General features: G+C 71.4%; 14 protein-coding genes and 1 tRNA gene. 7 read left to right on the forward strand and 8 right to left on the reverse strand.

From position 1 onward, the window contains the following. Positions 1-103: 103 nt before the first annotated feature. The 5 genes from ELR47_RS09130 to ELR47_RS09150 form a co-directional block, all read right to left on the reverse strand. Positions 104-1,216: a CapA family protein gene (locus ELR47_RS09130; RefSeq protein WP_130649622.1), complete on the reverse strand. Its 1,113-nt coding sequence runs from the start codon at positions 1,214-1,216 to the stop codon at positions 104-106. A gap of 375 nt (positions 1,217-1,591) precedes the next feature. Further along, positions 1,592-2,632 carry a glycine betaine ABC transporter substrate-binding protein gene (locus ELR47_RS09135; protein WP_130649623.1) on the reverse strand — a complete coding sequence of 347 codons (1,041 nt, stop codon included), beginning with the start codon at positions 2,630-2,632 and terminating at the stop codon, positions 1,592-1,594. Between the two features lie 116 nt (positions 2,633-2,748). Then, positions 2,749-3,579, reverse strand: coding sequence for an ABC transporter permease (locus ELR47_RS09140; protein WP_130649624.1), 831 nt, complete (start codon positions 3,577-3,579; stop codon positions 2,749-2,751). Beyond that, on the reverse strand, positions 3,579-4,760 hold the full coding sequence (locus ELR47_RS09145) for an ABC transporter ATP-binding protein (protein WP_229730498.1): 1,182 nt from the start codon (positions 4,758-4,760) through the stop codon (positions 3,579-3,581). The genes ELR47_RS09140 and ELR47_RS09145 overlap by 1 nt, the downstream gene beginning before the upstream one ends. Then, on the reverse strand, positions 4,753-5,406 hold the full coding sequence (locus tag ELR47_RS09150) for an ABC transporter permease (RefSeq protein WP_205745164.1): 654 nt from the start codon (positions 5,404-5,406) through the stop codon (positions 4,753-4,755). The genes ELR47_RS09145 and ELR47_RS09150 overlap by 8 nt, the downstream gene beginning before the upstream one ends. A 384-nt stretch (positions 5,407-5,790) precedes the next feature. Here ELR47_RS09150 and ELR47_RS09155 point away from each other — a divergent pair. From ELR47_RS09155 to ELR47_RS09180, 6 genes are all read left to right on the forward strand, one after another. Continuing rightward, positions 5,791-5,866 (forward strand) — tRNA-Leu (locus ELR47_RS09155). 199 nt (positions 5,867-6,065) lie between these two features. Next, positions 6,066-6,368, forward strand: a complete 303-nt coding sequence (locus tag ELR47_RS18310) for a hypothetical protein (RefSeq protein WP_165403966.1) — start codon at positions 6,066-6,068, stop codon at positions 6,366-6,368. After that, the gene (locus ELR47_RS09165; RefSeq protein ID WP_229730500.1) at positions 6,365-6,985 is read left to right on the forward strand and encodes an ANTAR domain-containing response regulator; all 621 of its coding nucleotides are present in this window, start codon (positions 6,365-6,367) and stop codon (positions 6,983-6,985) included. Before ELR47_RS18310 ends, ELR47_RS09165 begins: the two co-directional genes overlap by 4 nt. Before the next feature lie 189 nt (positions 6,986-7,174). Further along, on the forward strand, positions 7,175-8,077 hold the full coding sequence (locus tag ELR47_RS09170; RefSeq protein ID WP_130649626.1) for a transporter substrate-binding domain-containing protein: 903 nt from the start codon (positions 7,175-7,177) through the stop codon (positions 8,075-8,077). A gap of 125 nt (positions 8,078-8,202) precedes the next feature. Further along, the gene (locus ELR47_RS09175; protein WP_130649627.1) at positions 8,203-8,997 is read left to right on the forward strand and encodes an amino acid ABC transporter permease; all 795 of its coding nucleotides are present in this window, start codon (positions 8,203-8,205) and stop codon (positions 8,995-8,997) included. 781 nt (positions 8,998-9,778) lie between these two features. Further along, positions 9,779-10,534, forward strand: a complete 756-nt coding sequence (locus tag ELR47_RS09180; RefSeq protein ID WP_130649628.1) for an amino acid ABC transporter ATP-binding protein — start codon at positions 9,779-9,781, stop codon at positions 10,532-10,534. A 125-nt stretch (positions 10,535-10,659) separates the two neighbouring features. Here ELR47_RS09180 and ELR47_RS09185 read toward each other — a convergent pair whose 3' ends face one another. Together ELR47_RS09185 and ELR47_RS09190 are read right to left on the reverse strand one after the other, a co-directional pair. After that, positions 10,660-11,163, reverse strand: a complete 504-nt coding sequence (locus ELR47_RS09185) for an acyl-CoA thioesterase (RefSeq protein WP_130649629.1) — start codon at positions 11,161-11,163, stop codon at positions 10,660-10,662. Between the two features lie 231 nt (positions 11,164-11,394). Then, a complete protein-coding gene (locus ELR47_RS09190; protein ID WP_165403967.1) occupies positions 11,395-12,252 on the reverse strand; it encodes a tetratricopeptide repeat protein in 858 nt (285 codons plus the stop codon). Positions 12,253-12,411: 159 nt separating this feature from the next. On the opposite strand from ELR47_RS09190, the gene polA reads away from it, so the two are divergent. Further along, entirely contained in the window at positions 12,412-15,102 is a 2,691-nt protein-coding gene (polA, locus tag ELR47_RS09195) for a DNA polymerase I (RefSeq protein ID WP_130649631.1), read from the forward strand. Between the two features lie 87 nt (positions 15,103-15,189). On the opposite strand, the gene ELR47_RS09200 is transcribed toward polA, so the two are convergent. Beyond that, complete coding sequence (locus ELR47_RS09200) at positions 15,190-16,326, reverse strand: M14 family zinc carboxypeptidase (protein WP_130649632.1); 1,137 nt, start codon at positions 16,324-16,326, stop codon at positions 15,190-15,192. Between the last annotated feature and the right edge of the window lie 173 nt (positions 16,327-16,499).

The raw sequence follows: 16,499 nt of genomic DNA on the forward strand, positions 1-16,499 counted from the left end.
GACACGTCCACCGTCGCGGTCGCCCCACCGCCCGCGCGGGGCGCGCGGCTCACCTGAGCTGCCGGTCCTGCCTGGTGCAGCGCCACGCCGGCGGCCGCCGGGATCAGACGCACTCCGGCGGGGCGTCGGTGGGCCACGGCACACCGACCGCGTCGATCTCGGCCGGCAGCAGGCAGGCCCGGGTCGTGCCATCGGGCTCCAGCGTCCACTGCGCGATGGCGGTGCGTGCCCCGTCGTCGGAGAAGCGCGGCCAGACGAAGTTGCCGAGGTTCCAGAACACGCTGGCGTCGTCGACCCGTTCCACCGGCTGCAGCCGGTGGGCGTGGTGGCCGAAGACCACGTCGGCGCCCGCGGCGATCATCGCCTCGGCCTTGCGCCGGTCCTCGGGGCGCGGTTCGAGCGCGCCCTCGGCGCCCCAGTGCACGCTGACCACGACCACGTCGGCCTGCTCCGCCGCGGCGGCGACCGACGCGGCCATGCGTTCGGCGTCGTAGCCGGTCGCCTGACCCGGGGCGTCGCCGTAGGCGATCCAGTGGGGCTCGGGGACCACGCCACCGAATCCGAGGACGGCGACCGTCCAGCCGCCGAGCTCGAGCAGCGCCGGTTCGTGCGCGCTGGCCTCGTCGGGACCGACACCGACGGCCGCGATGCCGGCGCGCTCCACCTCGTCGACCGACGAGAGCATGGTCGCGATGCCGTAGTCGCCGGCATGGTTGTTCGCCAGCGTCGCCAGGTCGACCCCGGCGTCACGCATGGCCGGGAGGGCTGCCGGGTCGCAGCGGAAGACGAACTGTTTGTCCTGTGCCTCGCCACCCGGACCGACCGGGCACTCCAGGTTCACCGCGGTGAGGTCGGCGTCGCGCAGCACGTCGCGCACCCCGGCCCAGACGGCGTCCGGTCCCTCGGCGCCGAGCGCCGGCACGTAGCTCGGGTCGAGGTTCACGTCACCGACGTGGTTGATCACCAGCCGTTCGCGGACCGGTGCCTCCTCCGCCCGTTCGCCGTCGGCCGAGGACGTCGGCTCCTGCGTGCCGGACGCGTCCGTGGCGTCTGCCGACTCGTCGACGACCTCACCGGGCTCGACCGCCGCCGACGCGGCCGTCTGCTCGCCCGCCGCCTGCTCGCGCGGCGCCGTCGTGGCGGCCGGCCCCGTGCCCACCAGGGCGACCGTCAGGACGGCGGCGGCCAGCGCCACGAGCACCAGCGGGGGCAGCATGGTCGAGCGTCGGTTCACGCGGCGGATGGCGGGCCTCCGGAGACGGTCGTCGGTTCGGGTGGGCGTCGTTCGGCCGATCGACGAGGACGACCGTACCGTCCGGTCCACCGCTCACCGTGGAAGGCCCGACCGCGCCGGGCGCCCGGTCACGCACCTCGACGGGCGTTTCCCCGCGCCCGCCGACGGGCGTTTCCCCGCGCCCGCCGACGGGCGTTTCCCCGCGCCCGCCGACGGGCGTTTCCCCGCGCCCGCCGACGGGCGTTTCCCCGCGCCCGCCGACGGACGTTTCCCCGCGCCCGCCGACGGGCGACGCCCCGCCGATGGTGCGGCGGGGCGTCGGCGTGGTCGACCGGGGCGACGCGTGGGCGGCGGGACTCAGCCGATGAAGTCGTTCTCGGTCAGCCAGTCCTGGGCGACGTCGAGCGGGCGCTCGTTCTCGGAGGACACGCGCGCGTTGAGCTCGGCCATCGTCTCGTCGTCGAGCGCCGCCGTGACCGGGGCGTAGAGGTCGCTGAGCGTCTGGCCGTACTGCTCGTAGACGTCCTCGACGAACACCGGCGAGACGTTGTACAGCGGGAAGAACGACTGGTCGTCCTCGAGCACGACGAGGTCGAGCGTGGCGATGCGACCGTCGGTGGTGAAGATCTCGCCGAAGTTGCACGGGTCGCGGTCGGCCGTGGCGCCGTAGATCACGCCGGTGTCGAGGACGCTGACGTTGTTCGGGTCGAACTCGTAGCCGTAGTGGGCCTCCATGCCCGGCAGGCCGTCGCTACGGGCCTCGAACTCGGACTCGACGCACAGCGTCGCCGCGTCCGGATCGGACTCGATGAGCTCACCGAGCTCGGTGAGGGTGTCGACCCCGAGCTCGTCGTGGGCCTCGCGCGACATCGCGATGCCGTAGGTGTTGTTGAAGGGCGAGGGCTCGAGCCAGTACAGGCCTTCACCGACCTCGAGCTCGCGGACGGCTTCGTACTGCTCCTCGCGGTCGGCGATCGGCTCGGTCTCGCCGTAGAACTCGATCCAGGCGGTCCCGGTGTACTCCCAGTAGTGGTCGATCTGGCCGCCGGTCAGTGCTTCGCGGGCGGCGAAGGTGCTGCCGAGGTCGATCTCGTCGACGACCGTGGCACCGGCGTCCTCGAGCAGCAGCTTCGAGATCTCGCCGAGGATGAGTTGCTCGTCGAAGTCCTTCGAACCGACCGTGATGGTGGCGCCGTCGAGGGATTCGGAGCCCGGCTCGACCGCGTCGGCCGCGGCGTCGGCGTCGGCGTCGGTGCCGTCATCCGTGGTCGTGTCACCGGTGGTGGTGTCGTCACCGGTCGCGGTGTCGTCGCCGCCGCCGAAGTCGTCGGCGCCGCAGGCGGTCAGCAGCAGGGCCAGCGCAGCGGCGCCGGCAGTGGTCTTGGAGAGGTGTCGCACGGGCGTTCTCGATGTCGTGGGGGAGGGGTCGGAGGTGGATGTGCCAGGCCGGCCGGGTGGTCGATCGGTGCGGTCCCGGCCACGGCAGGGTGCCGACGCGTCGGCGCCGGTCGTACCTACAGGCCGCGCGGGGTCAGACGCTCCTCGACCAGGCCGGCCAGCCAGTCGATGAGCAGGGCGAGGGCGGAGACCAGCACGGCCCCGGTGACCAGCAGCGGCAGGCGCTGCAGACCGAAGCCCTGGAAGATGGTGCGCCCGAGTCCGCCGCCGCCGAAGAGGAAGGCGAGGGTCGCGGTTCCCACGTTGAGCACGAGGGCGGTGCGCACGCCGGCCAGGATCACCGGCACCGCCAACGGCAGTTCGATGCGTCGCAGGATCTGGGTCGAGGACAGGCCCATGCCCCGGCCGGCCTCGAGCACGGCCGCGTCCACCTGGTCGAGGCCGACCATGGTGTTGCGCAGGATGGGCAGGAAGGAGTAGCCGACGAGCGCGGCGACGACCGGGATGGTGCCGGTGCTGGGGAAGAAGTCGACGTTGCGGGCCGCGAAGAAGATCAGCGCCAGCAGGCCGAGCGACGGGATCGCCTGACCGGCGTTGCCGAGTCCGATGATGGCGGGTGCCAGGCGGCGGGTGGCCGTGCGGGTCGCGACGATGCCCAGGGGGATCGCCAGCGCCAGCACGATCACGGTCGACCAGATGGTCAGGCGCAGGTGTTGCAGCAGCTGGCCGGTCAGCACCTCGCGGCGCAGTTGCCGGGCCTCGATGACGTCGAGCTCGAGCCCCTGTACCCACAGGTACAGCCCGATCAGCGCGGCCCCGACCACCAGCGGCGTGCCGGCGTAGTGGAGCAGGTCGCCCAGGCGCGTGCGGCCGCCGGTGTCAGCAGCCGGACCGCCGGTGCCGGCAGGCGTGGTCGAGGAGGCCTCGACCTCGGGGGGCGCCGCCATCAGCCGGCCACCATGTCGGCGGGATCGACCAGCTTGGCCGCCCGGTAGTAGTCGATGTTGGCGTCGCGGACCGCCTGCATCGAGGTGACGAGCGCGTCGACGTCGACGATGCCCTGGTAGGCGCCGCTGCCGTCGACCACGATCGCGACACCGGCGGATCCGAGCAGCATCTCCTCGAGTGCGTCCGACAGGGTCGCCTGGGGCTCGACCATGGCACGTGCGGGCAGTCCGAGCTCACGGACGGGCCGTTGATGGCGGAAGTCCGGGGCGCGCAGCCAGCGCAGCGGGCGGCGGTGCTCGTCGAGCAGCAGCAGCGCCGTCCAGTCCGAGGCGCCGAGGCGGGAGCGCAACGTGGCCTCGTCCTCGTCGACCGTCCCGATGGGCCCGTCGGTGAGCCAGGGCACGTCTCGCACCCGGGACAGCTTCAGGCGCTTGAGCGTGGCCCCCGATCCGACGAAGTCCTCGACGAAGTCGTCCGCCGGGGCGGTCAGGATCTCCTCGGGCGTGGCGAACTGGGCCACGTGCGAGTGCTCGCGCAGGATGGCGATGCGATCACCCATCTTGATCGCCTCGTCGATGTCATGGGTGACGAAGACGATGGTCTTCTGCAGTTCGGCCTGCAGACGCAGGAACTCGTTCTGCAGGCGTGTGCGGGTGATCGGGTCGATCGCGCCGAACGGCTCGTCCATCAGCAGCACGGGCGGGTCGGCCGCCAGCGCACGCGCGACGCCGACACGTTGCCGCTGACCGCCGGAGAGCTCCTTGGGGTAGCGGTCGCGGTACTGCTCCGGGTCGAGGCCGACCACGCTGAGCAGCTCGTCGACCCGGGCCCGGATGCGGTCGCGCTCCCAACCGAGCAGGCCGGGCACCGTGGCGACGTTGTCGGCGATGGTCTGATGGGGGAACAGGCCGACCTGCTGGATCACGTACCCCATGCGGCGACGCAGTTCGTTGGGGTTGCTGCGGGTCACGTCCTCACCGTCGAGCAGGATGCGACCGGCGGAGGGTTCGATGATCCGGTTGATCATCTTCAGACTGGTCGTCTTCCCGCAGCCGGAGGGGCCGACGAAGACCACGATCTCGCCGCGCGGGATCGCGAGGGACAACCGGTCGACGGCGGGGGCTTCCGTGCCGGGATAGCGCTTGGTCAGCTCGTCGAGCCGGATCATGGCGTCAGTCACGGAGTCCTCGCGGGATGGTCAGGCGGCCGATGCCGAGGTAGAGCAGGTCGAAGGCCAGGGCGAGCAGGACGATGGCGAGCGTGCCGCCGAGCAGCGATTCGAGGGCGCCGGTGCTGCCGATGCGACGGATGCCGCGGTAGATCTCCTGCCCGAGCCCCGAGCCACCGACGATGGCCGCGATGGCGGCGATGCCGGTGATCATCAGCGTCGCCACGCGCATGCCCGCCAGGATGACCGGCCAGGCGGTGGGCAGCTCGATGCGCAGCAGTCGGCGGGTCGGGCCCATCCCCATCCCCTTGGCCGCCTCCACGATCGCCGGGTCGACGCTGCCGAGACCGGCGACGGTGTTGCGCACGATCGGTAGCAGGGCGTAGAGCGTGAGGGCCACCAGGACGGCGCCGTCACCGATGCCCATGATCGGCAGGAACAGGGCGAACAGCGCCAGCGACGGGATCGTGAGGAAGGCCGACACGACGGTGAGGATCGGCTGGCGCGCCCGTGGCACGCGGTGGGCGGCGATGCCGAGCGCCAGGCTCACCACCAGGGCCACGGCCAGCGGGACGAGGACGAGCACGACGTGTTCCCACGTCTGCTGGAGCAGCACGGCGCGGGTGGAGGGATCGGCCAGGTAGTCCAGGAACGACAACGGCGTCCTCGTCGGCAGAGGCGTGTCCGCGAGGGGACGCGGGCGCCCGAGGGGCCGTGGCCCCGACTGCCGGCCGCCGCGTCGCCGTCGCGACGTGCACGGCGGCAGGCACTCACGTCCGCTCACGAAGAGCGGTCGGACCCGACCCTACGGACGGGTCGTAGGGCACCGCGCGCGGACCCTGTACGAACGGGCTGTTTCCGGCGAGACTTCAGGGAAAGCCCAGCGGAGGCGACGGACTTCCGGCACGGAGGCGGTGGTCGACACCGGCAGACTCTGGGGTGCGGAACGGTCACGCGCAGACACCGGCGTTCCGCGGCCGCGCGATCGGATCGACTGCTCCGTGACCGGTGGCGCCGCGCCGGTCGTTACCATGCACGCCGCGCCCCGGTAGCCCAACGGCAGAGGCAAACGACTCAAACTCGTTCCAGTGCGGGTTCGAATCCCGCCCGGGGTACCACCAAGCAGTGTTCCATCCGCAGGTGTTTGGCCGGTTTCGGGTCGGCGACTAGCGTCGGGGGGCCCAGCGGCCGGCTCGGGGGAGTGCGCGTGCGCGCACGCTCCCCGCCGGGGTGGCCCCCTGGCTCGCGCCGCCGGGACCAGTCACCGGTGACACGACGACGGGAGCCGCCACGGGTACCGACCGCGAGACCACTCGGGTGCGTGACCGCCTCGCTCGGATCCAGGACGATCTGAAGCGGGTCCGCGCGACCGAACGGGTCCTGGCGGAACAGGTGGCCTACCTCGCGGAGGTCGCCCAGGACGCCGAGACCCGGAAGCTGGTGGCGCAGACCCCGCTCGCCGACCGCGAGTGGCGGGATGCCCGCACCGATCTGGACCGACACGCAGGACTGCTCGAAGAAGCCCGGAGTCAGGCCCAGGCGCTGGTCGACCAGCGCGACGGCCTGCTCGAACGCCTCTTCGAGCTCGAGGCCGCGCGGCCTGGAAGGGATGACCCGTGAGCGAGACGACGCCCGGCCAGCAGGCCACGACGGACGCCGAGCGCCGCCCGACCCGGGTGCTGATCGCCGAGGACGAGGCACTCATCCGCCTCGACCTCAAGGAGATGCTCCAGGAGGAGGGCTTCGAGGTCGTCGCCGAGGTCGCCGACGGTGCGTCCGCGGTGCGGCTCACCCGCGAGCTCGAGCCGGACCTGGTCATCCTCGACGTCAAGATGCCGGTCATGGACGGCATCCAGGCCGCCGAGGAGATCGCCAAGGAGCGACTCGCCGCGATCCTGATCCTGACGGCCTTCAGCCAGCGCGACCTGGTGGAGAAGGCGCGTCGCGCCGGCGCGATGGCGTACCTCGTCAAGCCGTTCCAGAAGCACGATCTGCTCCCGGCCGTCGAGATCGCCGCGGGCCGCTTCCGCGAGATGTCCGGGCTCGAGCGCGAGGTCGACGACCTGCAGGGACGTCTCGAGGCGCGCAAGCTGGTCGAGAAGGCCAAGGGGCTGCTGCAGGAGCACGAGCAGATGTCCGAGGCCGAGGCGTTCCGGTTCGTGCAGCGCCAGGCGATGGAGCGTCGGGTCACGATGCGGCAGGTCGCCGAACAGGTGCTCGAGCGCTACGAGGGCTGATCGACCGGCGCCACGGCGTGTTTCGGCCGTGTGAACCGTCGCATCGGGCGCACGTCGCGCACGACCTGCGGCCCCGGTGAACCCCCGTGGCGTAGGTTGCGTGTCCTCCGACCACGGTCGTAGGGGGACACGACCCGGGTCGGCATCCGGCCGCGAACGCGGCGACACCCGAGCTTGCAAGGGGAACGAATGCGTGCGACCACCCGCCGGGCCGCTGCGGCCGCCGCGGCACTGACCCTGGTCCTGACCGCCTGCGGTGACGACGGCGACACCACCGACGGTGGGACCACCGACGCGCCGGCCGAGACCGACGACGGGACCGACGACGACGCGGCCGGCGACGAGACCGACGACGAGACCACCGAGACCGACGGCGAGGCCGCCGCGGAGCTCGAACTCGTCCAGGACGGCGTGCTGACCGTGTGCAGCGAGGTCCCCTACGAGCCGTTCCAGTTCGAGGACCCCGATCACCCGACGGGCTACAGCGGCTTCGACATCGAGATCGCCTACGAGATCGCCCAGGACGCCGGCCTCGACATGGAGGTCGTCAACACCGGCTTCGAGGGGTTGACCTCCGGCGCGACGATGGCGGCCGGCACCTGTGACATGGCCGCCTCGGCGATCACCATCACCGAGGAGCGCGCCGAGCAGATCGAGTTCTCCGAGCCGTACTACGAGTCGTTGCAGTCGCTGCTGGTCCCGGCCGACTCCGAGATCGCCAGCATCGAGGACCTGACCGAGGAGTACGTCGTCGGCGTCCAGTCGGGAACCACCGGTGCCGACTACGCCGAGGAGAACGTGCCCGGCGCCACCATCACCGAGTTCGCCGGTGGCGGTGACCTGTTCACGGCGCTCGCCGCCGGGTCGATCGACGCGATCCTCCAGGACGAGCCCGTCAACCGTGCTCGCGCCGCCCAGGACGAGGGCATCGAGGTGATCGAGGAGTACGACACCGACGAGACCTACGGGTTCGCCTTCGAGCAGGACCGCCCCGACGAGCTCGTCCAGGTGGTCAACGACGGCATCGCGCAGCTGCGCGAGGACGGCCGCTACGACGAACTGTTCGAGCAGTACTTCGCCGTGGTCGAGTGATCGGCGGCTAGCGTCTCGCCGGGTGAGGGGGTCGTCGTACGGCCCCCTCACCTGCGCCGCCTCGGTGGGTCGAGGGCCCGGCGCGCCCCTCGTCGCGCATCCGGCGTGGCGAGCCGAACCGTTGGATGGACGGATCCGCCGTGACGAAGCGACAGCGGCAGCGCGTCGTGCGCCTGACCTTGTACGCGCTGTTCTTCCTCGCACTCGCCGGGCTGGTGACGATCGCCGACTGGGACGTCATCCAGCGCAACTTCTTCAACGTCGACATCGCCCGGGACATGTTCCCGCGGGTGCTCACGGTCGCCGCCCGCAACACCGTCCTGTACACCTTCCTCGCGTTCGTGTTCGGCCTCGTGTTCGGGCTGATCCTCGCCCTGATGCGCCTGTCGACCATCGGTCCCTACCGGTGGTTCGCCCGCATCTACATCGAGACCTTCCGTGGTCTGCCGGCGCTGGTGACGATCTTCCTGGTCGGGCTGGGCATCCCGATCGCCTTCCGGGTGCGCTGGAACGTGCTCATCTACATCACGCTCGGGCTCGGCCTGGTCGCGGCGGCGTACATGGCCGAGACGATCCGGGCCGGCATCGAGGGTGTGCCGAAGGGGCAGATGGAGGCGGCGCGGTCGCTGGGGATGTCCTACAGCCGGGCGATGATGTCCGTGATCGTCCCTCAGGGATTCCGGATCATCATCCCGCCGTTGACCAACGAACTGGTGCTGCTGATCAAGGACACCTCGCTGCTGTTCGTCCTCGGGACGACACCGGCGACGGTCGAACTGTTGCAGTTCGGGCGACAGGTGCTCGACAGTCGGGCGAATGCGACGCCGCTCATCGTGATCGCGCTGGTCTATCTGGCCATCACGGTGCCGCTGACGCAACTCGTCGGGGTGCTCGAACGGCGCAACCGCCGCGCTCGCTGACCCGCCCGCCGGCCGCGCGCGTGCGTGCGGACCTCCGCAACCGGGGATGTCGCGTGTCCTCCCGGCCGCGCGAGTGTGCGTGGCCGGTGGCAGGCGGGCGGTGGACGCCGACGAGCGCCGTCCGTGGGAGAGGTCGGACGGCGCTCGTCGTTCGGCGTGACCACGGGCGGCGGTGCCAAGCGGGAGAGGACTGGCTCCGTCGCCCTGGTGTGGTCGATGTCACTGGCGGATGACGAGACGTACGATGCCAGCGGTGTGTTCCGGGCCGGTTACGTGCCGGTTGGGCGTCCGTGACGTTTTGGCCCGATTCGTGGCCCGGTCCGCCGCCCGGGCCACGTCGCGCCGCCGCACGCACCCGACGACGATTCGCGCCGGAGCTGTCGGGTCTGTCCGGGCCTGCCGCAGGTCGGGCGGCTGCATCCGGCCGTGCCGGTTGCAGGACCGGCCGGTCACTCGTTCACGGATCCGTCGGTGAACGCCGACGAGCGCCGTCCGTGGGAGAGGTCGGACGGCGCTCGTCGTTTGGGAGTGACCACGGGCGGCGGTGCCAAGCGGGAGAGGACTGGCTCCGTCGCCCTGGTGTGGTCGATGTCACTGGCGGATGACGAGACGTACGATGCCAGCGGTGTGTTCCGGGCGCGTTACGGCCCGGTTGGATGTCCGTGACGCTTTGGCCCGACCTGCGGCCCGGTCCGCGCCGCAGGCCAGTTCCGTGCGTGCCGGCGGTCGGCTGCCACCATCGGCGCAGTAGGCTGCCCGCATCCGGCCACCTGGAGCAGCGATGTCGACGACCCCGACGTCCACCGCGACGCACGCGATCGAGGTCCGCGACCTCCACAAGTCGTTCGGTGACCTCGAGGTCCTGTGCGGCATCGACTTCCGGGTCGCTCCCGGCGAGGTCGTCTGCGTCATCGGGCCGTCCGGATCGGGCAAGTCGACGCTGCTGCGCTGTGTCAACCGTCTCGAGGAGCCCACCTCCGGCCAGATCCTCATCGAGGGCGAGGACATCACCGACCCGGACGCCGACGTCGACGCGCTGCGCAGCCGCATCGGCATGGTGTTCCAGTCGTTCAACCTGTTCCCGCACCTGTCGGTCCTGCGCAACCTCACCCTCGCGCAGCGGCGGGTGCGCAAGCGGTCCAAGGGCGAGGCCGCGGAGGTCGCCCGGAGCAACCTCGAACGCGTCGGCCTGTCCGACAAGGTGGACGCCTATCCGGCGCACCTCTCCGGTGGTCAGCAGCAGCGGGTGGCGATCGCGCGGGCGCTGTCGATGGAGCCGGACATGATGCTGTTCGACGAACCGACCTCCGCGCTCGACCCCGAACTCGTCGGTGAGGTGCTCGAGGTCATGCGCCGCCTGGCCGACGAGGGCATGACCATGATGGTCGTGACCCACGAGATGGGCTTCGCCCGCGAGGTCGCCGACCGGGTCGTGTTCATGGACGGGGGAGTGGTCGTCGAGGAGGGGCCGCCCTCCGAGGTGCTCGTCGCACCCAAGCACGAGCGCACCCGCCAGTTCCTGCAGATGGTCATCTGACACGCGTCGCCGCGACGCCTCGCTGCCGTCAACGGCAGGACGGCGCGGGGCCGGGTCCACCGTCGGCAGCTTCCCGGTGGTCGGTGTGCGCGGGTTCGTGTGCGAGGCGGTCGCGCGCGGTGAGGTCACACGGACCGTTCCGGGCGCCACTCGCCGAGGCGCGCGATGCGTTCCTTGCGGACCTGTCGCCGGATCTGGGCCTGCGCCTCGCGACGGCGGTCGTCGTCGTTCTCGGCCACCAGCGGGGGGATCGGCACCGGTTGTCCGTCGGCGTCGATGGCCACGAACACGAGGTAGGCCGAGGTGGTGTGGCGGCGCTCGCCGGTCTGCCAGTCCTCGGCCTCGACCCGGACACCGACCTCCATCGAGGTCCGGCCGACCGAGTTCACGCTCGCCTCGACGACGAGCAGGTCACCGACGTGCACCGGCGCCTTGAACGACAGTTCGTCGATGCCGGCCGTGACCGCGGCCCTGCCGGCGTGACGGGCTGCGGCGATGCCGGCGGCATTGTCGACCTCCCGCATGACGACGCCACCGTGGACGTTGCCGAGGTTGTTCGCGTCCATCACCGACATCACGCGGGAGAGGCGGACGCGGCTGAACGACACGGGGCGCGGCTCGAGTGACATGGCGGTCCTACCGGAGGGGCGCGGGGCGGGGAGGGAGGGGCGCTGGTTGTACTCGACCCGCGACGCACGTGCGTCCGGACCCCCACAGCATCGGACCACGACGCACGCACGGATGGCCTGGCGACGCACGTGCGTCCGGGCCCCCGCAGCATCGGATCAGGACACACGCACGGACGCGTGGGCCGGGCCGGGTGCCGCGCCACCGGCAGCGAGGAACCGGCGGCAGAGCGGTCAGTACAGCGCGCGGGCGAGGCGTGGGCGGGCGGCCTTGACGCGTTCGTCGGTGTCGCCGAGCACGCCGAACAGCGCGACGAGCTGTTCACGGGCGGTCTCGCGGTCGTCACCGCCGAGCTCGACCGCCGCCAGCAGCCGGTCGATCGCGGCCTCGTACTCGCCACGGGCGGCCAGGGCACGACCGAGTGACACGAGCGTCGACCCGTCGGCGTCGCCACGCTCGACGGCGGCCTGCAACGCGGCGAGGTCGCCGTGGTCGTCGGCGAGGTCGACCCGCGTCAGCACGGCCTCGGCGGCCGGGTCGGGACGGTGGGGGGCGACCAGTTCGCGGGCGGTCCCAGGGTCGCGTTCGACCAGCAGCTCCGCCAGCCCGATGGCCGCCTCGCGGTGGCCGGGCTCGATCTCGAGCGCCTGTCGCAGCGTCGCCTCGGCCTGGTCGGGCGGCAGCGCACGCGCGGTCTTGACCAGCACGTCGGCCTCGCTCGGCACGAGCTGGTCGAGGAAGCGTTCGATCTCGGCCGCCGGCTGCGCGCCGGTGAACGAGGCCACCACCCGCCCGTCACGGAAGCCGAGCACCTGCGGGATGCCCTGGACCCGGAAGGCCTGGGCGAGCCCCTGGTTCGCGTCGACGTCCACCTTGGCGAGCACGACCCGGCCGCCGCGGTCCTGCACGGCCTGTTCGAGCATCGGCCCGAGCGTCCGGCAGGGACCGCACCAGGCGGCCCAGAAGTCGACCACGACCGGGACGGCGTGGGAGCGCTCCACGACCTGGGTCTCGAACGCGGCCTGGTCGACGTCGGTGACCAGCGGCAGGTCGCCGGCGTCGGTGCGCGGCAGGGAGAAGGGAAAGCTCACGTGATGACCTCGCAGCGGAGCGGAAGTGCTGGTGGGCGCTGCCCACGCGGACGTCACCGGCCATGGTAGGACCCGGACGGTGCGGGGCACGGCCGGTCAGTAGGCTCCGGCGTCCCTGGCCACCCGCCGTGGCCGGCCGCGACGCCGAGGTGCCCGACCGTGAGCCCCACCCCGAACGCCGATCGCCGCTCGCTGCTGCTGCTCGACGGTCACAGCCTGGCCTACCGCGCCTTCTACGCGCTGCCGGACACCCTGCGCACGCAGACCGGTCAGCTCACCAACGCGGTGTACGGCTTCACCTCGATGCTGATCAAGATGCTCGGGGACCGGCGCCCCGACGCGATCGCGGTCGCGTTCGACAAGGGACGTGACGTGGCCCGCACGGCCGCCTTCCCGGAGTACAAGGCCAACCGGGTCAGCGCTCCCGACGAGTTCCGCCCGCAGGTGGACCTGATCAAGCAGGTGCTCGAGGCGCTGCAGATCCCGATCGTCGAGGTACCGGGCGTCGAGGCCGACGACGTGCTCGCCACCATCGCCGGGCAGGCGATCGAGCGCGGCTTCCATGCCTACGTGGTCACCGGTGACCGCGACGCCATGCAGCTCGTCGACGAGCACCTCACCGTGCTCTACACCCTGCGCGGCATCACCGAGATGGCGGAGATGACGCCGCCGGCCGTGCAGGAGCGCTACGGCGTGCCGCCGAGCGCCTACGTCGACCTCGCCGCCCTGCGGGGGGACAACTCCGACAACCTGCCCGGTGTGCCGGGGGTGGGCGACAAGACCGCCGCCAAGCTCGTCAACCAGTTCGGCGACATCGACGGGATCTACGCCCACCTCGACGAGGTGTCGGGCAAGAAGGTGCCGGCCATGCTGGCCGAGCACGAACAGCAGGTGCGCACCAACCAGCGCATCATGCGGCTGCGCCGGGACGTCGAGTGCGAGTGCGACCTCGCCGACCTGCGCTTCGGCGAGATCGACACCGAGGCGGTCCGGGCCCTGTTCGGCTCGCTGGAGTTCCGGGCCCTGTACGACCGTTTCGTCGAAGAGGTGCTGGGCGAGCAGGAGGAGGCCGCCGCGGCGGCGTTCGACCGGAGCCCGCAGCGGCTGGAGGCCGGCGGGCTGCGCGCGTGGCTGGACGGGGCGGCGCAGCCGTTGGCGGTCGTCCCGATCGTCGTCGACCGACCGCCGCACGCGACGCCGGTCGCGATCGCCGTCGCCGCGCCCGACCGTGACCCGGCCTCGGCCCGACTCGACGACCTCGACCCGGCCGACCTCGACGCCCTGGCGGCGGTGCTGGCCGACCCGACGGTGGCCAAGGTCACCCACGACCTCAAGACGCTCGACCATGCGGCCGCCGCCCTCGGCTGGGTGGTGTCGGGCGTGACGCTCGACACCGAGCTGGGCGCGTACCTGCTCAACCCCGAGCAGCGGACCTTCGACCTCGAGCGCCTCGCGTTGCAGTACCTGCAGCGCTCGATCGCCCCGCAGGAGGAGGCGGACGACGCCGACCAGCTGACGCTCGACGTCGGCGAGGACGATCCGTGGGAGGAGCGGGCGCTGCGGGCGGAGGCGACGTTCGAGCTGGCGCGGCACCTCGACGACCAGCTCGAGCAGCGCGGGCAACGCGACCTCAACGCGACGGTCGAGCTGCCGCTGGCCCCGGTGCTGGCGCGGATGGAGCGGGCCGGGATCACGCTCGACCTGCACGTGCTCGACGAGATCCGCGACCGGCTCGCGGCCCGGGTCGAGGAGCTCGAACGCGAGGTGCACGACCATGCGGGGCGGCCGTTCAACATCGGTTCGGGCCCGCAGCTGCAGGCGGTGCTGTTCGACGAGCTCGGGCTGCCCAAGACCCGGCGGATCAAGACCGGCTACTCGACCGACGCGCAGGCGCTGAAGAACCTGGCCGGCCAGCATCCGATCATCGAGGCCATCGGCGAGTGGCGCGAGACCTCGAAGCTGCTGACGACCTACGTCGACGCGCTACCACCGTTGGTGGACCCGGAGACCGGCCGCATCCACACCACGCTGTCGCAGACGATCGCCGCGACGGGACGGCTGTCCTCGTCGAACCCGAACCTGCAGAACATCCCGGTGCGTCGGGAGGAGGGGCGCGAGATCCGACGCGCGTTCGTGCCCGGCGAGGGGTTCGGCCAGTTGCTCGTGGCCGACTACTCCCAGATCGAGCTGCGGATCATGGCGCACCTGTCGCAGGACGACGGCCTGCTCGACGCGTTCGCCTCGGGCGAGGACATCCACGCGACGACGGCGGCGAAGGTGTTCGACCTGCCGCTGGAGGCGGTCGACGGGGCGCTGCGTGACCGGGCCAAGGCGGTCAACTACGGCCTGGCGTACGGGCTGACGCCGTTCGGCCTCGGCCAGCAGCTGGGCATCCCTCCCTCGGAGGCGGTCGAGATCGTCGACGCCTACATGGCCCGGTTCCCGAAGGTGCGCCAGTTCCTCGATGCCGCGGTGGACCAGGCTCGTCGCGACGGGTTCACGACCACGCTGTTCGGCCGTCGGCGCTACCTCCCGGACCTGTTGTCCGACAACCGCAACCGTCGGCAGATGGCGGAGCGGATGGCGCTCAACGCGCCGATCCAGGGCACGGCGGCGGACGTGATCAAGCTGGCCATGATCACTCTGCAGCACGCGCTGGACCGCTCCGGGCTGCGCACGCAGCTGCTGCTCCAGGTTCACGACGAGGTGATCCTCGAGGTTCCCGAGGACGAGTTCGACGCCGCCCGGGACCTGGTGGTCACCGAGCTGTCCGGGGTCGTCGACCTGGCCGTGCCGCTCGAGGTCGACACCGCGTTCGGCCCGACCTGGTTCGACGCCCAGAAGCACTGACGCGCTCGGCCGGCGGCGCGGGACGCGCGTCGCCGGCCGACCGCCGTCAGTCGGGGGAGCCGTGCCTGCGACTCCCCTTTGCGTGGGTCAGTGGGACATCGAGGCCGCCGAGGCCCGTGCCGGGATGTCGTCGTAGCGCTCCGGGTCGATGTCGTCGAAGGTGCCGTCGGTCAATGCGTCGAGGATGCCCTGGACGCCGTTCTCGATCTGTCGGACCAGCATGCCCATGCGCTTCTGGCCGATGTGCTGGGTCTGACCCGCGGTCTCGAAGAGGACCACGGCGCTGCCACGGAGGGCGAACGAGCCGTGGGCCGTGCTCGGGTCGTCGAAGTGTTGTGGGTACATCGTGACCTTGGACGCCGGCGAGTTGCCCCGCTGCAACGCGTCGTAGACGGCCACGTTGGCGCGCCGGGACGCGTCGAAATCGAGCGTCGGCCAGGACGGGCCCCATCGCTCCTCGTCCATGAGCGTGGCCGTCAGCGACAGGTACGAGTAGTGGTCGTCCTCGACCTCGGTAGGTGTGCCGTAACGGAAGCACGGGCCCTGATTGTGCAGGTCGACGTAGACGTCGACGCGGCCGTGCTGCTCCTCGAGCCCGGCGTAGACGTCACGCAAGGTGCGTGCCTCGGGGGTCACGTACATCCCGAAGCCGTCGGGGTCCGCGGGGAGGTCGGCGAGCTGCGGCTCGTAGGAGACATCCGGGTGGAAGTCCCGGTTGACGTCGAAGCCGTTCTGTGACGCGTTGTAGTACCAGACGGGACTTCCGCCCTCGAGCTGCGGGTGCATGGACAGCGCATCGGACCATGACAGGCCGTTGCGGCGCTGGTCGAGCTCCGCACCGTCCGGATTCAGCTTCGGCACGGCGACGAAGGTGACCTGCTCGCGGATTTCGGCGGACCTACGCGAGTTGTTTCCGAGTGTCCCGAGCAGATTGAGCAGTGCCGTGGTGCCCTGCTTCTCGTTACCGTGGATCTCGGTCGTCACGAGCACGACCTGGTCGCCGTGTCCGACGGTGGCGGTCCAGATCTCGCGGCCCTCGAAGGAGTGCCCGGCGAGGTCGACGGCGACCCGCCCCTGGCTGCTGCGCTCGAGGCGTTCGAGCTGCCGGCCGAGTTCGGTGTGGTCGATGAAGCCGGCGACCGACGTGCCACCGGTCTCCGTGCCGCAGTGCGCGGTCCCGGGATTGGCGGTCGCCGGCGTGGGGACCGCCACGGCGGCGAGCATGGCCGACGCCCCGAGGGCGGCAAGGAATGTCCTGGTTCTCGGTCCACGAAGACGTTGGGTCGTTCCTGACATGGTGGGAGCGTCCTTCGTTGCAGTGACCGGCGGGCGATGCCCCGCCGGGATAGCGGCCCGTTGGCCGTGCGATGAACACACCCTAGATGTCTAGTTCCCGG

The sequence above is a fragment of the Egicoccus halophilus genome, from assembly GCF_004300825.1.
GTDB lineage: Bacteria > Actinomycetota > Nitriliruptoria > Nitriliruptorales > Nitriliruptoraceae > Egicoccus > Egicoccus halophilus.